The 14,360-nt window shown below is 40.7% G+C and carries 12 protein-coding genes and 3 pseudogenes; 6 read left to right on the top strand and 9 right to left on the bottom strand.

Translation table 11 applies throughout. The features are described from left to right. Positions 1-32: 32 nt before the first annotated feature. Positions 33-1,946, bottom strand: a complete 1,914-nt coding sequence (locus H8S44_RS14860) for a BglG family transcription antiterminator (RefSeq protein WP_186873974.1) — start codon at positions 1,944-1,946, stop codon at positions 33-35. Between the two features lie 163 nt (positions 1,947-2,109). Between H8S44_RS14860 and H8S44_RS14855 the strand changes: the two genes are divergently transcribed. The 4 genes from H8S44_RS14855 to H8S44_RS14840 are packed head-to-tail and all read left to right on the top strand — an operon-like array spanning position 2,110 to position 5,477. Next, on the top strand, positions 2,110-2,409 hold the full coding sequence (locus tag H8S44_RS14855) for a PTS sugar transporter subunit IIB (RefSeq protein WP_186873973.1): 300 nt from the start codon (positions 2,110-2,112) through the stop codon (positions 2,407-2,409). 15 nt (positions 2,410-2,424) lie between these two features. Beyond that, the gene (locus H8S44_RS14850) at positions 2,425-3,657 is read left to right on the top strand and encodes a PTS sugar transporter subunit IIC (RefSeq protein ID WP_186873972.1); all 1,233 of its coding nucleotides are present in this window, start codon (positions 2,425-2,427) and stop codon (positions 3,655-3,657) included. A gap of 25 nt (positions 3,658-3,682) precedes the next feature. Then, complete coding sequence (locus H8S44_RS14845) at positions 3,683-4,009, top strand: PTS lactose/cellobiose transporter subunit IIA (RefSeq protein ID WP_186873971.1); 327 nt, start codon at positions 3,683-3,685, stop codon at positions 4,007-4,009. A 1-nt stretch (position 4,010) separates the two neighbouring features. Continuing rightward, positions 4,011-5,477 (top strand): glycoside hydrolase family 1 protein, encoded by a 1,467-nt coding sequence (locus tag H8S44_RS14840; protein WP_186873970.1) that lies wholly within the window; start codon positions 4,011-4,013, stop codon positions 5,475-5,477. Between the two features lie 342 nt (positions 5,478-5,819). Here the strand turns inward: H8S44_RS14840 and H8S44_RS17045 are convergent, their stop codons facing one another. The 3 genes and pseudogenes from H8S44_RS17045 to H8S44_RS14830 form a co-directional block, all read right to left on the bottom strand. After that, positions 5,820-6,305, bottom strand: coding sequence for a tyrosine-type recombinase/integrase (locus H8S44_RS17045; RefSeq protein ID WP_456298172.1), 486 nt, complete (start codon positions 6,303-6,305; stop codon positions 5,820-5,822). Further along, positions 6,187-6,777, bottom strand: coding sequence for a hypothetical protein (locus H8S44_RS17040; protein ID WP_456298173.1), 591 nt, complete (start codon positions 6,775-6,777; stop codon positions 6,187-6,189). The genes H8S44_RS17045 and H8S44_RS17040 overlap by 119 nt, the downstream gene beginning before the upstream one ends. A 21-nt stretch (positions 6,778-6,798) precedes the next feature. Then, positions 6,799-7,365, bottom strand: a pseudogene (locus H8S44_RS14830) (DUF4143 domain-containing protein); the annotation flags it as partial. Positions 7,366-7,615: 250 nt separating this feature from the next. Here H8S44_RS14830 and H8S44_RS14825 point away from each other — a divergent pair. Continuing rightward, a complete protein-coding gene (locus H8S44_RS14825) occupies positions 7,616-9,376 on the top strand; it encodes a diguanylate cyclase domain-containing protein (RefSeq protein WP_330593589.1) in 1,761 nt (586 codons plus the stop codon). A gap of 36 nt (positions 9,377-9,412) precedes the next feature. Beyond that, positions 9,413-9,562: pseudogene (locus H8S44_RS14820) on the top strand (ATPase); the annotation flags it as partial. Between the two features lie 84 nt (positions 9,563-9,646). Here the strand turns inward: H8S44_RS14820 and H8S44_RS14815 are convergent. The 5 genes and pseudogenes from H8S44_RS14815 to H8S44_RS14795 all read right to left on the bottom strand — a co-directional run. After that, positions 9,647-9,793, bottom strand: a pseudogene (locus H8S44_RS14815) (GNAT family N-acetyltransferase); the annotation flags it as partial. Positions 9,794-9,966: 173 nt separating this feature from the next. Beyond that, entirely contained in the window at positions 9,967-11,031 is a 1,065-nt protein-coding gene (locus H8S44_RS14810; RefSeq protein ID WP_186873968.1) for an FUSC family protein, read from the bottom strand. Positions 11,032-11,062: 31 nt separating this feature from the next. After that, positions 11,063-12,106, bottom strand: coding sequence for a HAMP domain-containing sensor histidine kinase (locus H8S44_RS14805; RefSeq protein ID WP_186873967.1), 1,044 nt, complete (start codon positions 12,104-12,106; stop codon positions 11,063-11,065). Next, positions 12,106-12,777: a response regulator transcription factor gene (locus H8S44_RS14800; RefSeq protein WP_186873966.1), complete on the bottom strand. Its 672-nt coding sequence runs from the start codon at positions 12,775-12,777 to the stop codon at positions 12,106-12,108. The genes H8S44_RS14805 and H8S44_RS14800 overlap by 1 nt, the downstream gene beginning before the upstream one ends. 18 nt (positions 12,778-12,795) lie before the next feature. Next, positions 12,796-14,229 carry a phospholipase D family protein gene (locus tag H8S44_RS14795; protein ID WP_186873965.1) on the bottom strand — a complete coding sequence of 478 codons (1,434 nt, stop codon included), beginning with the start codon at positions 14,227-14,229 and terminating at the stop codon, positions 12,796-12,798. Positions 14,230-14,360: the final 131 nt, after the last annotated feature.

Here is a 14,360-nt window from a genome sequence, read left to right as displayed (position 1 = left end):
CTATCCCTCCCCATGTCATAGCATAACTCATTTTAATTTGTTCGTCGAGTTAAAATATCAATAAATTCGTGATAATCCCTGGCCCGGATCAGTTTTTCTACTGTTGTGCTGTTTTCAAAATGTTCCAGCAGATTGGAATATACATACTTAAAGTCCATACGCTGCTGATGATTCACACCGATCATCATAATAATCTGCACGTCAAAGGTTCCCCAGTGGATCGGTTTGTCATTGACGATCACGAAGCCGATGTTTTTTTCTGTGGAGCATACGATAGAATGGGGAATTGCCACCCGATTGTCGAAGCTGGTGGGGGTAATAGCTTCCCGTTCCAGAACCGAGGCGGTAAAAGCCGGGGGAGCGACGCCCAAGGCAACCAGTTTGTCCGCCATGTAACGTATCATGTGTTCCACGGAAGTTTCATAATGATTCTTTTCAAAGAGCCGCGGATCCATAAAACTCATTAATTTATCCCGGAACAGCTTCTGTTTCTTTTCGCTCAGAAGGTCGTTACAGACAGACTGGATTTTCTGGAAATCACTGTCTGTAATGATGGTGTGGGTTCGGACGATTTTTAACCCGTCCTGGAGAGACATCGAATTAGAGGCATCGATAATTAGATCATAGTAAACCGGATTAATATCGGACAGGGTATTAGTGATTTCCACAATCTTACACTTTCCGGATAACTTCTGATTAATGGCTTCCAGGGAGTGCTCATTATAATAGTTATAATAATTATTTACTACAAGAACGGCTTTAATTTCAGGATGTTCATCCATTTTTTTCCCCAGAACAGCGCCCACATGGAGAGATACAAAGGTGATTTCATCTTTATTCAATTCATATCCAAAGGTAGTTCTGATTTCCTGTGTAATGAAAACAGCGATCTCATAAATCAGTGGGTTCTGAATAAAAATCTCATCGGACAGCGGCGTCCGGACAGAAACATTGTGCATACACCTGAACAGCGCGTTAGATAGATGAATGGTGAAAAAATTAATAAAATCCGAATCATACAGATCGATGTAGTAGAGCGCTTTCACCTTTTTAATAATATCGCAGACAAACTGAATAATATGCTCATCCACGATTTGAGGGATGTCGATCACATTCTGAATATCGAGAGAACTGGTCTTGGTCATAATAATGAATGCCAGTTGCTGCAGTTCATTTTCGTTGAAATCCATCGGGCAGAGTCGGGATGTCTGTTCGAAAATCTGTCGGGCTGCCAGATATTCCGCGGTGTGAATGGCCACGTTGTCATAGAGCGGCTTTTCCAGAAGATATTCGCTGATTTTGATGCGGGCCATATTGATAATCACATGAATAATGATGCTTTTGAAGGCATAATCGGATGCGTACAGGTTGTTTATCTGCAAGGCTTCCCAGACGATTTCACGAAGAGTATCAGGGGAGATGTTCAGAAGCTTGCAGAGAGATTCAAAGGTCAGCTCCATGGTGGAAGTAGGATTTGAGGTGAGGTAATGGGAAAAGAGCGCCCGTTTATGCCGTTCATCACCAATAATTTCGATCACGCCGTTATGACGGCGGATGCTCAGATTGAAAAGAGCAAGCTTCTTTTTTACCCGGATCATATCTTTCTCGATAGTAGAATAGCTGATATAAATGGAATCGGCCAGATCGTATAAATCCATGCCAGAGTTGCTCAGAATCAATTTCTCAATAAGATAATTGATACGTTCTTCCGGGGTGGAGAACGCAAATAGAGTTTGCGGCTTTGACTCAGAGGGACTCTGATTTTTTGCTCCAAGCCAGAGATAGCCGTTTTCATTGGCGGTGATCTGTTCGCCATTGTTTCGGAGCTCCCTGATATAGTTACGCACAGAGCGGTCAGAAACAGAGAGCATAGTACTTAATTGTCGGGAAGAAACAGGTGTATCGGATTGTTTTAAAATTGAAAGAATTTTTTCTGAATTGTTCATTTTGATACTCCTCCTAGTTTATTTTATTATAAAAGGTGTAGGGAGAAAGAGCTATCCTTCTTTTTCCTAAGGGGTAGGAAAGTCGGAAGATGGACAGAAAGAGATAGATAAGCGATAATAAGTACATCAGCTGAAGACGAATAATGTAATGGGAGGTTTTACAATGAGGATTTTGTTTATCTGTGGAAACGGTGTTTCCAGTGGCATGATTGCAGCGCGCACAGGAAAAGCAGGGAAAGCCCAGGGATATGACGTGGAAACGGAGGCCTACAGCTATACAGAGCTGTCCGAGGTCATCGATGATTTTGATGTGGTACTGGCAGCGCCTCAGATGAAGTGCAATGAGGAAATGATCAGCGAGACTTGCCAGGAGCACGGGAAAAAATACGCGCTCATTGACAATTACGCATTTTCCACGCTGGATGGAGCAAAGTGTTTTGAAACAGCAAAAAGTCTGATTTAGAAGGGGGGATTACAAATGAAATTTTACTCGAAATTACAGGACTGGCTGGAGGGGCCGTTCTCACAGAAGATGCAGAAGTTTATGCAGAATCCGTATATGCACGCCCTTCAGGTGTGTTTTACGATTATCTTACCTATGATTATGGTAGGCTCTCTGGCAAGTCTGTTTAATACCTTTCGGAACTTTGTTTCCTGGCTGCCGGATCTGAGTCTGATTAATTCTTTTTCCTTTGGCCTGATTTCTATTTTTATGGCATTCCTGATTCCATATACGATCATGGAAAGCAAGAAGCTTCAGAAACAGAAAATGATAACGGGCTTTGCGTCCGTGTCCGCACTCATCGCGCTGGCAAATCCTCAGTATGTGGATGGAAATCTGGTGGTAAATGCTGGTTATGTGGGAACCAGCGGCATGACAGTGGCGATGGTGGTGGGGCTGTTAGTGGGCTGGCTGTTTTCTACTTATTTTAAGCATGGCCTGTTTAAAAAGGACAGTTCTCTTCCTACGGTAGTAGTGGTTTGGTTTGAATCCATTCTGATTATTTTCGTGCTGATTCTGGCATGTATCTTTATCGGTCAGGCAGTGGATCTGTTTTCCCTGATGGAAGTGGTGTTCCGTCCTCTTGCCAATATCGGAAATACCTATCTGGGATTCCTGCTTCTTTATATGATTATGGCATTGTGCTATTGTTGCGGATTGTCTGCATGGACCATCTGGCCCATCGTATGTGCACTGTACCTGACCAATATCGCGGCAAATGCGGCAGCAGTGGCGGCTGGTCAGTCTCCGGTTTACATTGCAACCGATGAACTGGTATTTATGGGATGGTGCTGCCTGGGTGGATTGGGCTGTACGCTTCCGTTGAATATTCTGATGATTCGTTCCAAATCAAAGAAAATTAGTACCATCGGAAAGGCGGCCATCGCTTCTTCTATTTTCAATATCAACGAGCCGGTTATGTATGGTCTTCCGGTCGTGTTGAATCCGGTTATGATGCTGGGCTATATGGCAGTATCCTTTATTGTGCCGACGATTACTTATATCGTATTCAAGCTCGGGTTGGTGTCCATTCCGGCGGTTGCCATGATGATGAACTTCCTGCCGCAGCCCATTTCTACCTTTATGGTAAACAGCGATTTCCGTGGCATCATTCTATGGGCAGTACTGTTTGTATTGACCTATTTTATCTACCTTCCGTTTTTTAAGGCCTATGAAAAACAGGAGTTGGAGAATGAGCAGGAAGCGTAAAATATAAAAAGAAAAGAGGAAACCGATGGATAACGAAAAATTAGTTCAGGTAGCCATGAATGTAATCATGCATGCGGGAGATGCCCGGGATTACATTCGGAAAGCGGGAACCAAACTGACCGTGCAGGATCTGGATGGAGTAGAGGAGCTTTTAAAGCAGGCTTCCGTAGAATTAATAGAGGCGCATAAGGCACAGACTTCTGTGCTTCAGAATGAAGCAGCAGGAGAGTCTATTTCTATGACCGTGTTGTTTTCTCATGCACAGGATACGCTGATGACTGTCGAAAGTGAACAGTATATGATTTCTACCTTGTATCAGTGCTTAAAAAATATGAAAAAGGAGGAAAAGTAACGTGGGTGAAAGAAGTTTCAAAAAAGGATTCCTCTGGGGAGGAGCGACTGCAGCCAATCAGATCGAGGGCGCATATAATGAGGGCGGCAGAGGTCTGGCAAATACAGATTTTTTAAGATATGTAGCGCCTAATGAACGGCGGGCAGATGAGGCTACTTTTGCACAGACCTATGCGTCTTTGCAGGATGCGAAAGCAAATGAAGATACCTATATATTTCCAAAAAGATGGGGAAATGATTTTTATCATCGCTATAAAGAAGATATTGCGTTAATGGCGGAAATGGGTTTTTCAGTATTCCGTATGTCTATCTCCTGGTCCCGAATTTTCCCGACGGGATTTGAAGAGAAACCTAATGAGGAGGGGTTGGCCTTTTATGATAAAGTTTTTGATGAGTGCCATAAATACGGGATTGAGCCGTTAGTTACCATGCTTCATTATGATTTTCCGTTGGCGATCTGCGAAAAGTTGAATGGTTTTGAATCAAGAGAAACTATTTCGCTGTTTGAAAAATATGTTCGCGTCATTGTGGAAAGATATCATAAGAAAGTAAAATACTGGCTGACCTTTAATGAGATTAATATGAGTCTTCAAAGTCTTTCTACCTGTTCGGGAGCTATGCCGGATCACTCCTTAAAGGGACTGAATGAAGAGCAGCTTACCTTTGAGGTCATTCATAATATGCTTCTGGCCAGTGCAAAGGCAGTAATTCTAGCACATGAGATAGCACCTGAAGTTCTGGTGGGGAATATGGTATGGAAGCATGTGTACTATCCTAAGACCGTAAAGCCGGAAGATACCCTACAGCAGATGTTTGATATGAATCTCAATTATTACTTCTATGACATTCAATGCATGGGGACGATACCCTATTATTTGGAACGGTATTTTGAACAGAAAAACATCAAGAGAAATTATTCCCCGGAGGATATCGAAACTCTGAAGAATGGAAAGGTGGATTTCTTATCCTTCAGCTATTACATGTCCAATATTTCAGAATATCAGGGAGAGCCTATGAAGTTTACCGGTCTGCTTCCGGATATGAGCCGGAATAATCCTTATCTGAAAATGACAGACTGGGGTTGGGCCATCGATCCGGTTGGCCTACGGATTGCTTTGAATCAACTCTATACCCGTTATGGACTTCCTATCTTCGTATCGGAGTTCGGAATCGGTATGTATGAGGATATAAACGAAAACCACCAGATTCACGATCAGGGACGTATCGAGTTCGTGCACGCCCATTTAAAGCAGATTAAGGAGGCCATCAAGGACGGCGTGGATGTATTTGGCGTCACCTACTGGGGCTGGATCGATCTGGTAAGCTCCACCACATCCGAGATGACGAAGCGCTATGGCTTTGTCTATGTGGATGCAGATGACTACGGAAACGGCACCTATGACCGATACAGAAAGGACAGCTTCTACTGGTACAAGCATGTGATCGAGACCAACGGAAGCGAGCTGTAATTCCAGTTTCAAAAGCAGCTGGTACATGGAGAAAAGGGGAAGAAGAACAATTTTCGTCTACCGCCATTTTTAGCAGTTTTGAGTGTGAAAATCCAATCGCAATCGAACTGAAAATCGAAACATGTTTTCATCCAAATCCCCGAAAAGTATTTGCTGGGGAAGATGATAAAAAAGAGAGCATTGCATCCACGGTTCGAATGAAATCCAAGTTTACAATACTCTCTATGTAAGTGAAGGACCGGATTGATCTCCGGCCCTTCTTTTAATTTAGGCTTTTGGCCAGGCTCATCAGCGGTGCAACCATCTCCGGATTGCTGAGGATCTTTGCCAGAAGCTCAGGATCTACGCCAGCAGGGTAACTGGTCCCGTGTCTTCCGGCTCTGCCGGTGCCTCAACGCTCTCGACTCCCTTGCCGCTGTAAAAGGCTCTTTCAAACAGTGCTGCGTTGTTCTTACGGTCATCGTCCAGAATGTGCGAATACTGCTCCGTAACCATCTGGGCTTGTGCATGACCGGAAGCGCCCTGAACCGATTTGATATCGCCGCCGTTCAACTTCAATTTATAAGTGATACTGGAATGGCGAAGACTGTGGAAAACAACCTTCGGCAGATCATTCTTTTCAATGAGCGCAGCAAAAAGAGCTGTGATGTGCGACTGCTCCGTCGGCATACCCAAGCTATTGGCCATGACAAGATCGGAATCTGCGTATTCACTGCCCAGAGCTTCTTTCGTGAAGTCCTGATCTCTTTTCCATTCGACCAGCATCTCTGCTACCGTCTTCGGAAGGAAGAACTTTCGTGTACTGGTAGCCGTCTTGGGCTTCTTCAATACAAGAACCGTCTTGTTGCTTTCCCTCAGATCCGGAAATACACGAAGAACATCCTTCTTTAGGAGTTTTGAGAACCAATGCGGTATGCGTACTGGCGAAAGTCGGCGGGAACTTGAACATGATGTCCTTACCGTCCAGATCTGCCATCGCTTCGTGATTTACTCTCTGCAACTCTTTTTCAACGAAGATGCTTGCCTGACCAAGTTCAATACTGGTGGGGGAAATGTCAATACAGTTCCAGGTAAGCCTCAGAAGCTCGCTCATTTGCAGGGAACAGGAGAAGGCAAGGTTGATAGCCAGACGAAGAATATCATCGTCACAGGCTTCCAGAGCCTTCTGGAGCACTTCTGCTGTCCATATGTCCCTGGTCTTGTGCTTTTCCTTCGGCAGTGTAGCGTGCTCCACAGGGTTTCTGGTCATCAATTCCCACATTTCGATAGTGAGAATACCACCCAATAGACTCAGAATCACGCTCAGAATCCGAGAATCGACTTAAAAATCCAGACTATTCGCATTCAGCAAGAAATACTTCATTCCCATGATGACAAAACCTTCATCATTTCTCCAAGGCTTCTTACTGCCATTTACAATGACAATCTTCTTAAAAGAGTCTGGGATATTACGCAGAGAATTAAACTCCTGAGTCTGCTTTTCTTCCGAAATCATGTCATAAGCAACCTGAATGTAATACCTCTGGTTGCCTTGATTCACCACAAAGTCAACCTCCAGCTGCTTACGAACACGCTTGCCCTCTTTATCCTTATCGAAGATATCCACGACACCCACATCAACATTGTAGCCACGGATCAGCAGCTCGTTATAAACAATGTTCTCCATGATATGAGTAGGCTCCTGCTGTCTGAAATTCAGACGTGCATTTTTCAGTCCCAGATCAGTAAAGTAGTATTTCAGATTTGCACCGATATACTTTCTTCCTTTAATATCGTATCGGCTTGCTTTGGAAATCAAAAAGGCATCTGCCAGATGGTCAATATGGTTGGAGATAGTTTTATTGGTATAAGTCATCTGGCGCTCACTGGCGAAGGTATTAGCAATCTTCCCATTTTATGTGCATCTGCACATTTTTATGTAACGGAATTTAATATATTTAATTTTTTTCGATTGTGGTGTCCAAAATCGTCTGCCCTAATCGTTATTATAGTTAATACACCAAAAAAGGGGCATTCTAATGACAACGTATAAAGATTTTGCACAGTTCGTTTTTTCCATAAAACTTATTCTGTTTTTCAACTTCTGTGATATAATGATTTATTATAATAATTCCCATGGACAAAATGAGGTGAACCAAGTGAAAAAGAAAACACTTGTGCCTCTTATCACTTTTTTACTGGGCATATGCCTTGTTAGTTTGATTGTATACAAAACAGACACCCACGAAAAAGAGCAGAGACACATAACAGCACAATTAAACGTAGCCAACTATGGCGAACGAATAAAGAATGAAATTACAAATGGAATTGAGATCACAGATACCTTGAAGCAAATCTTAATAAGTGAAAATGGCGAAATCCATCAGTTTGAAACAATTGCCGGAAATCTTATGTCTGATTCTATTGAAAGTGTACAGCTCGCTCCTAATGGTGTTGTTACAGATATTTATCCGGCTAATGGAAATGAGGCAGGTAAGATTGATTTGATCCATGATAAAGACCGCGGAAAAATTTCCTGTTACGCAAGAGACAACCATACAATCATTACGCAGGGCCCCTTCAAATTAAAACAGGGAGAATATGGAATTGCAGTCCGCAATCCCATATACCTGAAAGATAAAAACGGACATGAGTATTTCTGGGGATTTACTATTGTTATCCTGCGTGTTCCGGATATTTTTTCAGATTCAATCAGTGCACTTTCAGATTTTGGATACGAATGCAAAATTTCAAAAACAGACGCTCCATGGAGTGATACTTATAAAGTGATTTATCAATCAGATGGGCAAATAAATCATCCTGTTTCTTATACATTTACAATAGGAGATGAAAACTGGAAATTTGAAGTAACTCCTAAAAGTGGATGGAGAAATAACACACTACTGATAATCATCGGCGGATTGTTTCTTACAATAAGCCTTCTTCTGTCAGTTCTTACCAGAGTATGGTTAGTAGCAAGTGAACATAAGAAAAAGTTTCAGATACTGGCACGCACAGATTCTCTTACAAAAATTTATAACCGCTATGGATTTGATGAATTTGCAGAAAAAATGATTCAAAAAAATCCAAATGCACATTTTGTGGCCGCGCTCTTTGATATCGATGATTTCAAGTTTATTAATGATATCTATGGACATAATTACGGAGACAGGGCATTAAAAAATCTTGCAGACAGCATGAAGGCTTTTTTCCCATCCGATGCATTACTTGGAAGAAACGGCGGTGACGAATTCTGTATTATTTTACCAAATTGTACCTTTAAAGAAGCAGATGTACAGCTGCAGCAATTCACCAAACTTCCTAAATCATTCTCATACCATGGTAAGGAACATGCATTTTATATTTCTCTAGGATATGCAGAATATCCAACTTTTGCATCCAATTGTTCACAGCTCATGCGCTGCGCAGATGCAGCTCTTTATGAGATAAAGCTTCATGGTAAAAATGGATGTATGGCCTACAGGGAAGGTCTTCGGTCAGGTGCCCGCAAACAGCTTGGATTCGCATTCAAGGATATCTCTGAACATCTTCCAGGTGCATTCATCATATACAGAGCTGACAAAGAAGATGATGAACTAATTTTTGCAAATGATGAATTTCTTCATATGTCTGGGTATAAAGATATAGATGAACTATTCCGACTTACTAAGAAAAGTTTTCGCAACTTGATTCGGGAAGATGAACAGCAACAGATAGAATCAAGTATCTGGGAACAGATTGACAACGGCAATGAAAATGACTATATTCACTTTCATCTTCGGAAAGCTGACGGAACTTATTTTTCTGTTCTTGATCATGGAAGAATTGTAGAGAGCCCGCAATACGGGAAAGTATTTTACGTATTGTTCATGGATTGGGAAGATATGCATATTCGTTACAATGATAAATTCGCAAGATAAAATATTGCAAAAAACAGAGCGTATGATCTATTTTCATATAATGTTTATGTCGGCAAGCTCTATCAAAAGGAAATCGACTTTGTTGCTCAGAGAAGCAACGAGAAGTTTTATATTCAGATCAGCGACAGCATTTCCGGGCAGGAAACATTTGAGAGAGAATGCTTTCCTCGGCTTCAGATTCGAGATGAAGAATAAGCAAGGCTAAATATCTCCAGCATTCTCTTTTGAAATAATGGAGATATTTTTATTATGACGGAGATTGCAGATGAATAAAAGTTTACCTATGCCACATGACTGCATTTCATCAAAGACAAAAATACCTTCGATATATTCATCATTTAGTCCTACAAATCCTTGTATCATTTTATCCATTTCAAACACATAGACTTCGGATTGTGACATCATTTCTTTCACTAGCACTATGGTTAGTATATCCAAAGCAGAATAAAACATAAAAAAAGATCTGTCACCCTTAGGATTCTTCCCAAAGCCAACAGATCTTACATTTTCCCTTACATCTTTATACTCTTTGCCAGACTCGTCAGCAAAGCTGCCATCTCCGGATTAACCTTTTTTCTTTCTAACCCACGTTATTTTGCAGCCACGGTTACCACTGTTTCCTTTTTTTTCGACATAAGCCAATAAAACATAGAACAAAATATTAATGCAAATACAACGCCAAAAACATTCTGAATCACTCTAAGACCAACTGCTCCTTTTAGTCCATAACTCTCTGTAGCAATGGCCAAAGCACCAAATGTGTTAAATACTGCCTGCCAGCCATATTTTGCAGAAAGTCCTACACCAATTCCGCCAAGGATTCCTATGTATGTATAGATGGATGACGGAAGCAGAAAATATAGTACTGTAAAGCATATTACACCTGCAATATTTCCGACAATCCTTTTGCGGACTCTGTATTGCATGTCCTCCATAAATGGTAAGATTGCTGACATTGCCGCAATTCCAGCCCACATTGCCCGTGGCATATTGCAGAGTTCCGCAATGCAGAGTACTGCCGGTATGCATATGATCTGACATAACTGCCACTTTGTTCTGGAAGAAGATATATCAAATTCCTGTACCAAATCATTCAAATTTCTTTTATACGTTCTGTTTTTATGATTTCGATAAAATACGAAGCAGGTAAGTGCTGCACCTAATGCCATTCCGGTTAATCGCATCTGATAACTTTTTCCTGTTACATCATATCCATACAATAACAGATAACCAAGAACCAATGTGGATTGGTTAAACATGAATGGGTTATGACATCCGAACAGAATCAGCACTGCCAGTGCAGCAATGTTTAACAGCATTCCAAGTACCGGTGAAAGCTGGTTTGCTAAATGCGGACATACAGTCATAATTACAAAGAACAAAGCCAAAAGCATCGTAGATTGTCCGGTGTGGATCCCCAGATCCGCATTCCGAAATACCATAAGGCATAATAAAACTACTACACCCACAATACTATTCTCATTTCCAAATAAGATACTGAAAATAGTAACAAATAAAAAACAAAATGCCATTGTAACAGCTATCTTTACCAAATATACCAGTATATGATATGATTTTTCTTTCACTGTTTCACTCTTTTTCAACAGATTTTTAGAACCTGCCTGATTTAACTGCAATTCCTGATAAAATGTCATGTAATTCCTCCTCTATCTGTTTTTCTTAAACTTATATGGCCTCATCTTTCTGTATTGGAAGCTCTACAACAAATCTGCATCCACCATATTCCCGGTTTTCTGCCTTGATTGTCCCGCCAGCACTATCTACGATCCGTTTCACAAGTGCAAGGCCGAGACCATTTCCTTCTGCTTTGTGAGAACCGTCTGCCTGATAAAATTTATCAAATATTCTGGTTTTCACATCATCCTCTATTCCCGGTCCTTCATCTTCCAGAATAAACATTACAGAATCCTTTTCCTGCTTCAGAAACATCATAATTGTCCCCTTTGCAGGACTGAACTTAATCGCATTATCTAAAAGATTCATCCATATATGCATAAAAAGTCCTTCATTCCCAGTATATTTAACTTCCTCCAGCTCTACCTGGAAACCAATTTCTTTTTCTGTCCATTTTGTCTCCAGGGAAAGAAATGCCTGACGGATCTGTTCATCCAAACGATATTCTGTTTTTTTCATTGGTATGTTCTGATTCTCTAACTTGGATAACAGCAAAATATTTCCAACCAATCCGGAAAGCCTTTGGGTATTAAACAGGATTTTTTCTACATATTCCTCTTGCTCCTGAGACAGTTCTTCTCCCTGAAGAAGCATTGTATACCCTTCAATGGCATTGATCGGGGTCTTAAACTCATGAGAAACATTGGAGACAAAATCCATCTGCAGTACTTCTGTTGCACGAAGCTCTTTTGTCATCACATTAAAACTCTGGTAAGATTCTCCAACCTCTGCGATACGGCTGTTCGTTTCCAAGTGCTGTTCAAAATCTCCCTGCGAAACTTCCTTCATTGCTTTACTGAGTCTGGTAATTGGTTCCAGCAACCTTGCATTGATAAAGGAAGTAATCAGCCCTGCAATCAATGTATTAAAAATCAAAAGCCAGCCAAGCACAGGTATGCTACCAGGCAGATTAAAAAAATGATTCAAAAAAGCAAATAATAACGCAGATATGACTGTTGAAAATACAAGTGCCAGCCAGATTGCACCAGTCAGACAGGATCGGATCCGCAATTCTTTTTCTTTCTTTTGTTCCATTATTTTTTCACCACCTTGTATCCAATTCCACGCATTGTTACGATTTCAAAATCAGGGTTATCTTTCAAACGCTCCCTGATTCTTCCTATATGTACCTCTATCGTATGTGGGTCTGCCTCCGTCTCGTATCCCCATACTTCATCCATCAACTGTTGTTTTGTAAATATTCTGCCTGACGAAGCTGCAAGCTTATATAAAAGCAGGAATTCTTTTTTAGGCAAAACAAGACTTTCCTTATCAGTTGTAACCGTCATTGCATCATAATCAAACTCTGTTGAACCGATCACAATTTTGTGTTCATTCAGTATCTGTGCACGGCGAAGCAGTGCTCCGACTCTTAAAACCATTTCATTCACATTTACCGGTTTTACCATATAATCGTCACTTCCCGAAAGAAATCCCTGGCGCATATCATCAAAGGAACCTTTCGCAGTGATCATAAGTACCGGTATCTGATATCCTGCTGAACGGAGTTCCGACACCAGTTCATAACCATCCATAACCGGCATCATAATATCGGAAATGATCAGATCAATATACTCTTTATCCAATATTTCTAATGCCAGTGCTCCATCCGATGCACTTTTGACCTGATATCCATTCTTCTCAAGCACTTTTTGGAATAGCTGGCTTAATTCTTTATCATCTTCTACAATTAATATTTGAAACACGATCTTCTTCCTCCTTTATCAGAACAGATATCTTGCCCATCCAAGCAGATGCTGTACCAAAAGTACGTTTCTCTGACGCTTCTTTGTCAATTCAATTGGCTCTACATGATACGGATCACGATAGGTTCCATCTTCCAATACCTGTCGGGACACTCTTTCATATTCCATCATGCCTTCTTCCAACTGTTTATTAATCTCTTTGCTACGTATTACAAGCATCAGTTCCGTATCCAGATACGTGCTTCTCATATCCATGTTAAAGGAACCGATTACGGATAGATCATCATCAATCAGGATGCTTTTTCCGTGGTAAGAATAGCCGCCTTCATACTCCCAGATATCAATTCCTGTATTTAAAATTCTGTTTCTGTTTCTCGCATAATCAGCAGAACCAAACGGATTTCCATTGTTGGCAACCGAATTGGTCATGATAGAAAAATCCGGAACTCTCTCCGCAATCTCTTTCCATGTATTATACATCATATCATTGCAGATAATATATGGTGTATGAATTTTCACGCGCTCTTTTGCATTTTTCATTAGTTCTCCCAGTTGATACCAGACTACTGGTTCCTTGGGACCTGTGTGGATAGGATTTGACACTAATGTAATCTTTTCTGTCTCAAAAGTTTCGTCCGTATAATCGGTCTCGCAGATTCTTTCCTTATTCTCTTCAAAATATTTCTGATAGCCGTTCTGCAGCTCTAAAACTGCGTTCTTTACAGATTTTCTATTTGCCAGTTTTTTATTGTTATGAAAATAACCACTGTCTTCTTGTTCCCATATCGTTTCAAAATACTCTAACAACTGGTTAACTGAATTTTCTTTCTCAGGTTCATCACAAACCACTAACACATCTCTGTCATAGTTCTTATGTCCCAGAAAATCACCCAGAAAATAATTGTATGTATTTCTTCCACCAAGAATATATGTCTTACCATCTGCAATCAAATATTTATCATGCATTCTCCCCATCATCTTCCATGGTTTCAACGGATTGGCCTTATTATACAGTTTAATTTCAACATTCTCATGGGAAGATAATCCATAGAAATACGGATTGCCTTCCATATCAACCCAGCTCTCCATTCCATCTACTAACAGACGAACATGCACACCTCTGTCTGCCGCATCATGCAGTGCTCCTAAGATCAATTTTCCACTTTCATCTGATTGAAATGCAAAAGTAGAAAGAATAATGTCTTCTTTTGCATTTCGGATCAAACGCACTCTTTGTAAAAGTGCTTCTGGATTTTTTTCTATGATCACTGCTCGTTCCATATTCTCGCTGCGTTCGTTCCACGAATTATTTTGTGTTTCTTTTTTGATGGTATTAGACACTTCCGGCTGTTTTTTATATGCAATACAGATTCCAAATAATTCATAAAAAGCCACACATAAAAAAATTGACAGTATAACAAAAACAATTTTACATATCTTACGTTTTCCCATCGCACATCACCTGACTTTTTTTCATCTTATGTCTATACAATACAAAGTCAACCTCAATTTTACCTCAACAGAATTAATTTTATCCATGTAAATTTCCTGTACCGGCAATCAGACATAACAAAAACGACCTC

It is taken from the genome of Anaerosacchariphilus hominis, assembly GCF_014290175.1.
Lineage (GTDB): Bacteria > Bacillota > Clostridia > Lachnospirales > Lachnospiraceae > Laedolimicola > Laedolimicola hominis.
Note: the sequence above shows the minus strand (reverse complement) of the source record. Positions and strands in the feature narration are given on the sequence as shown.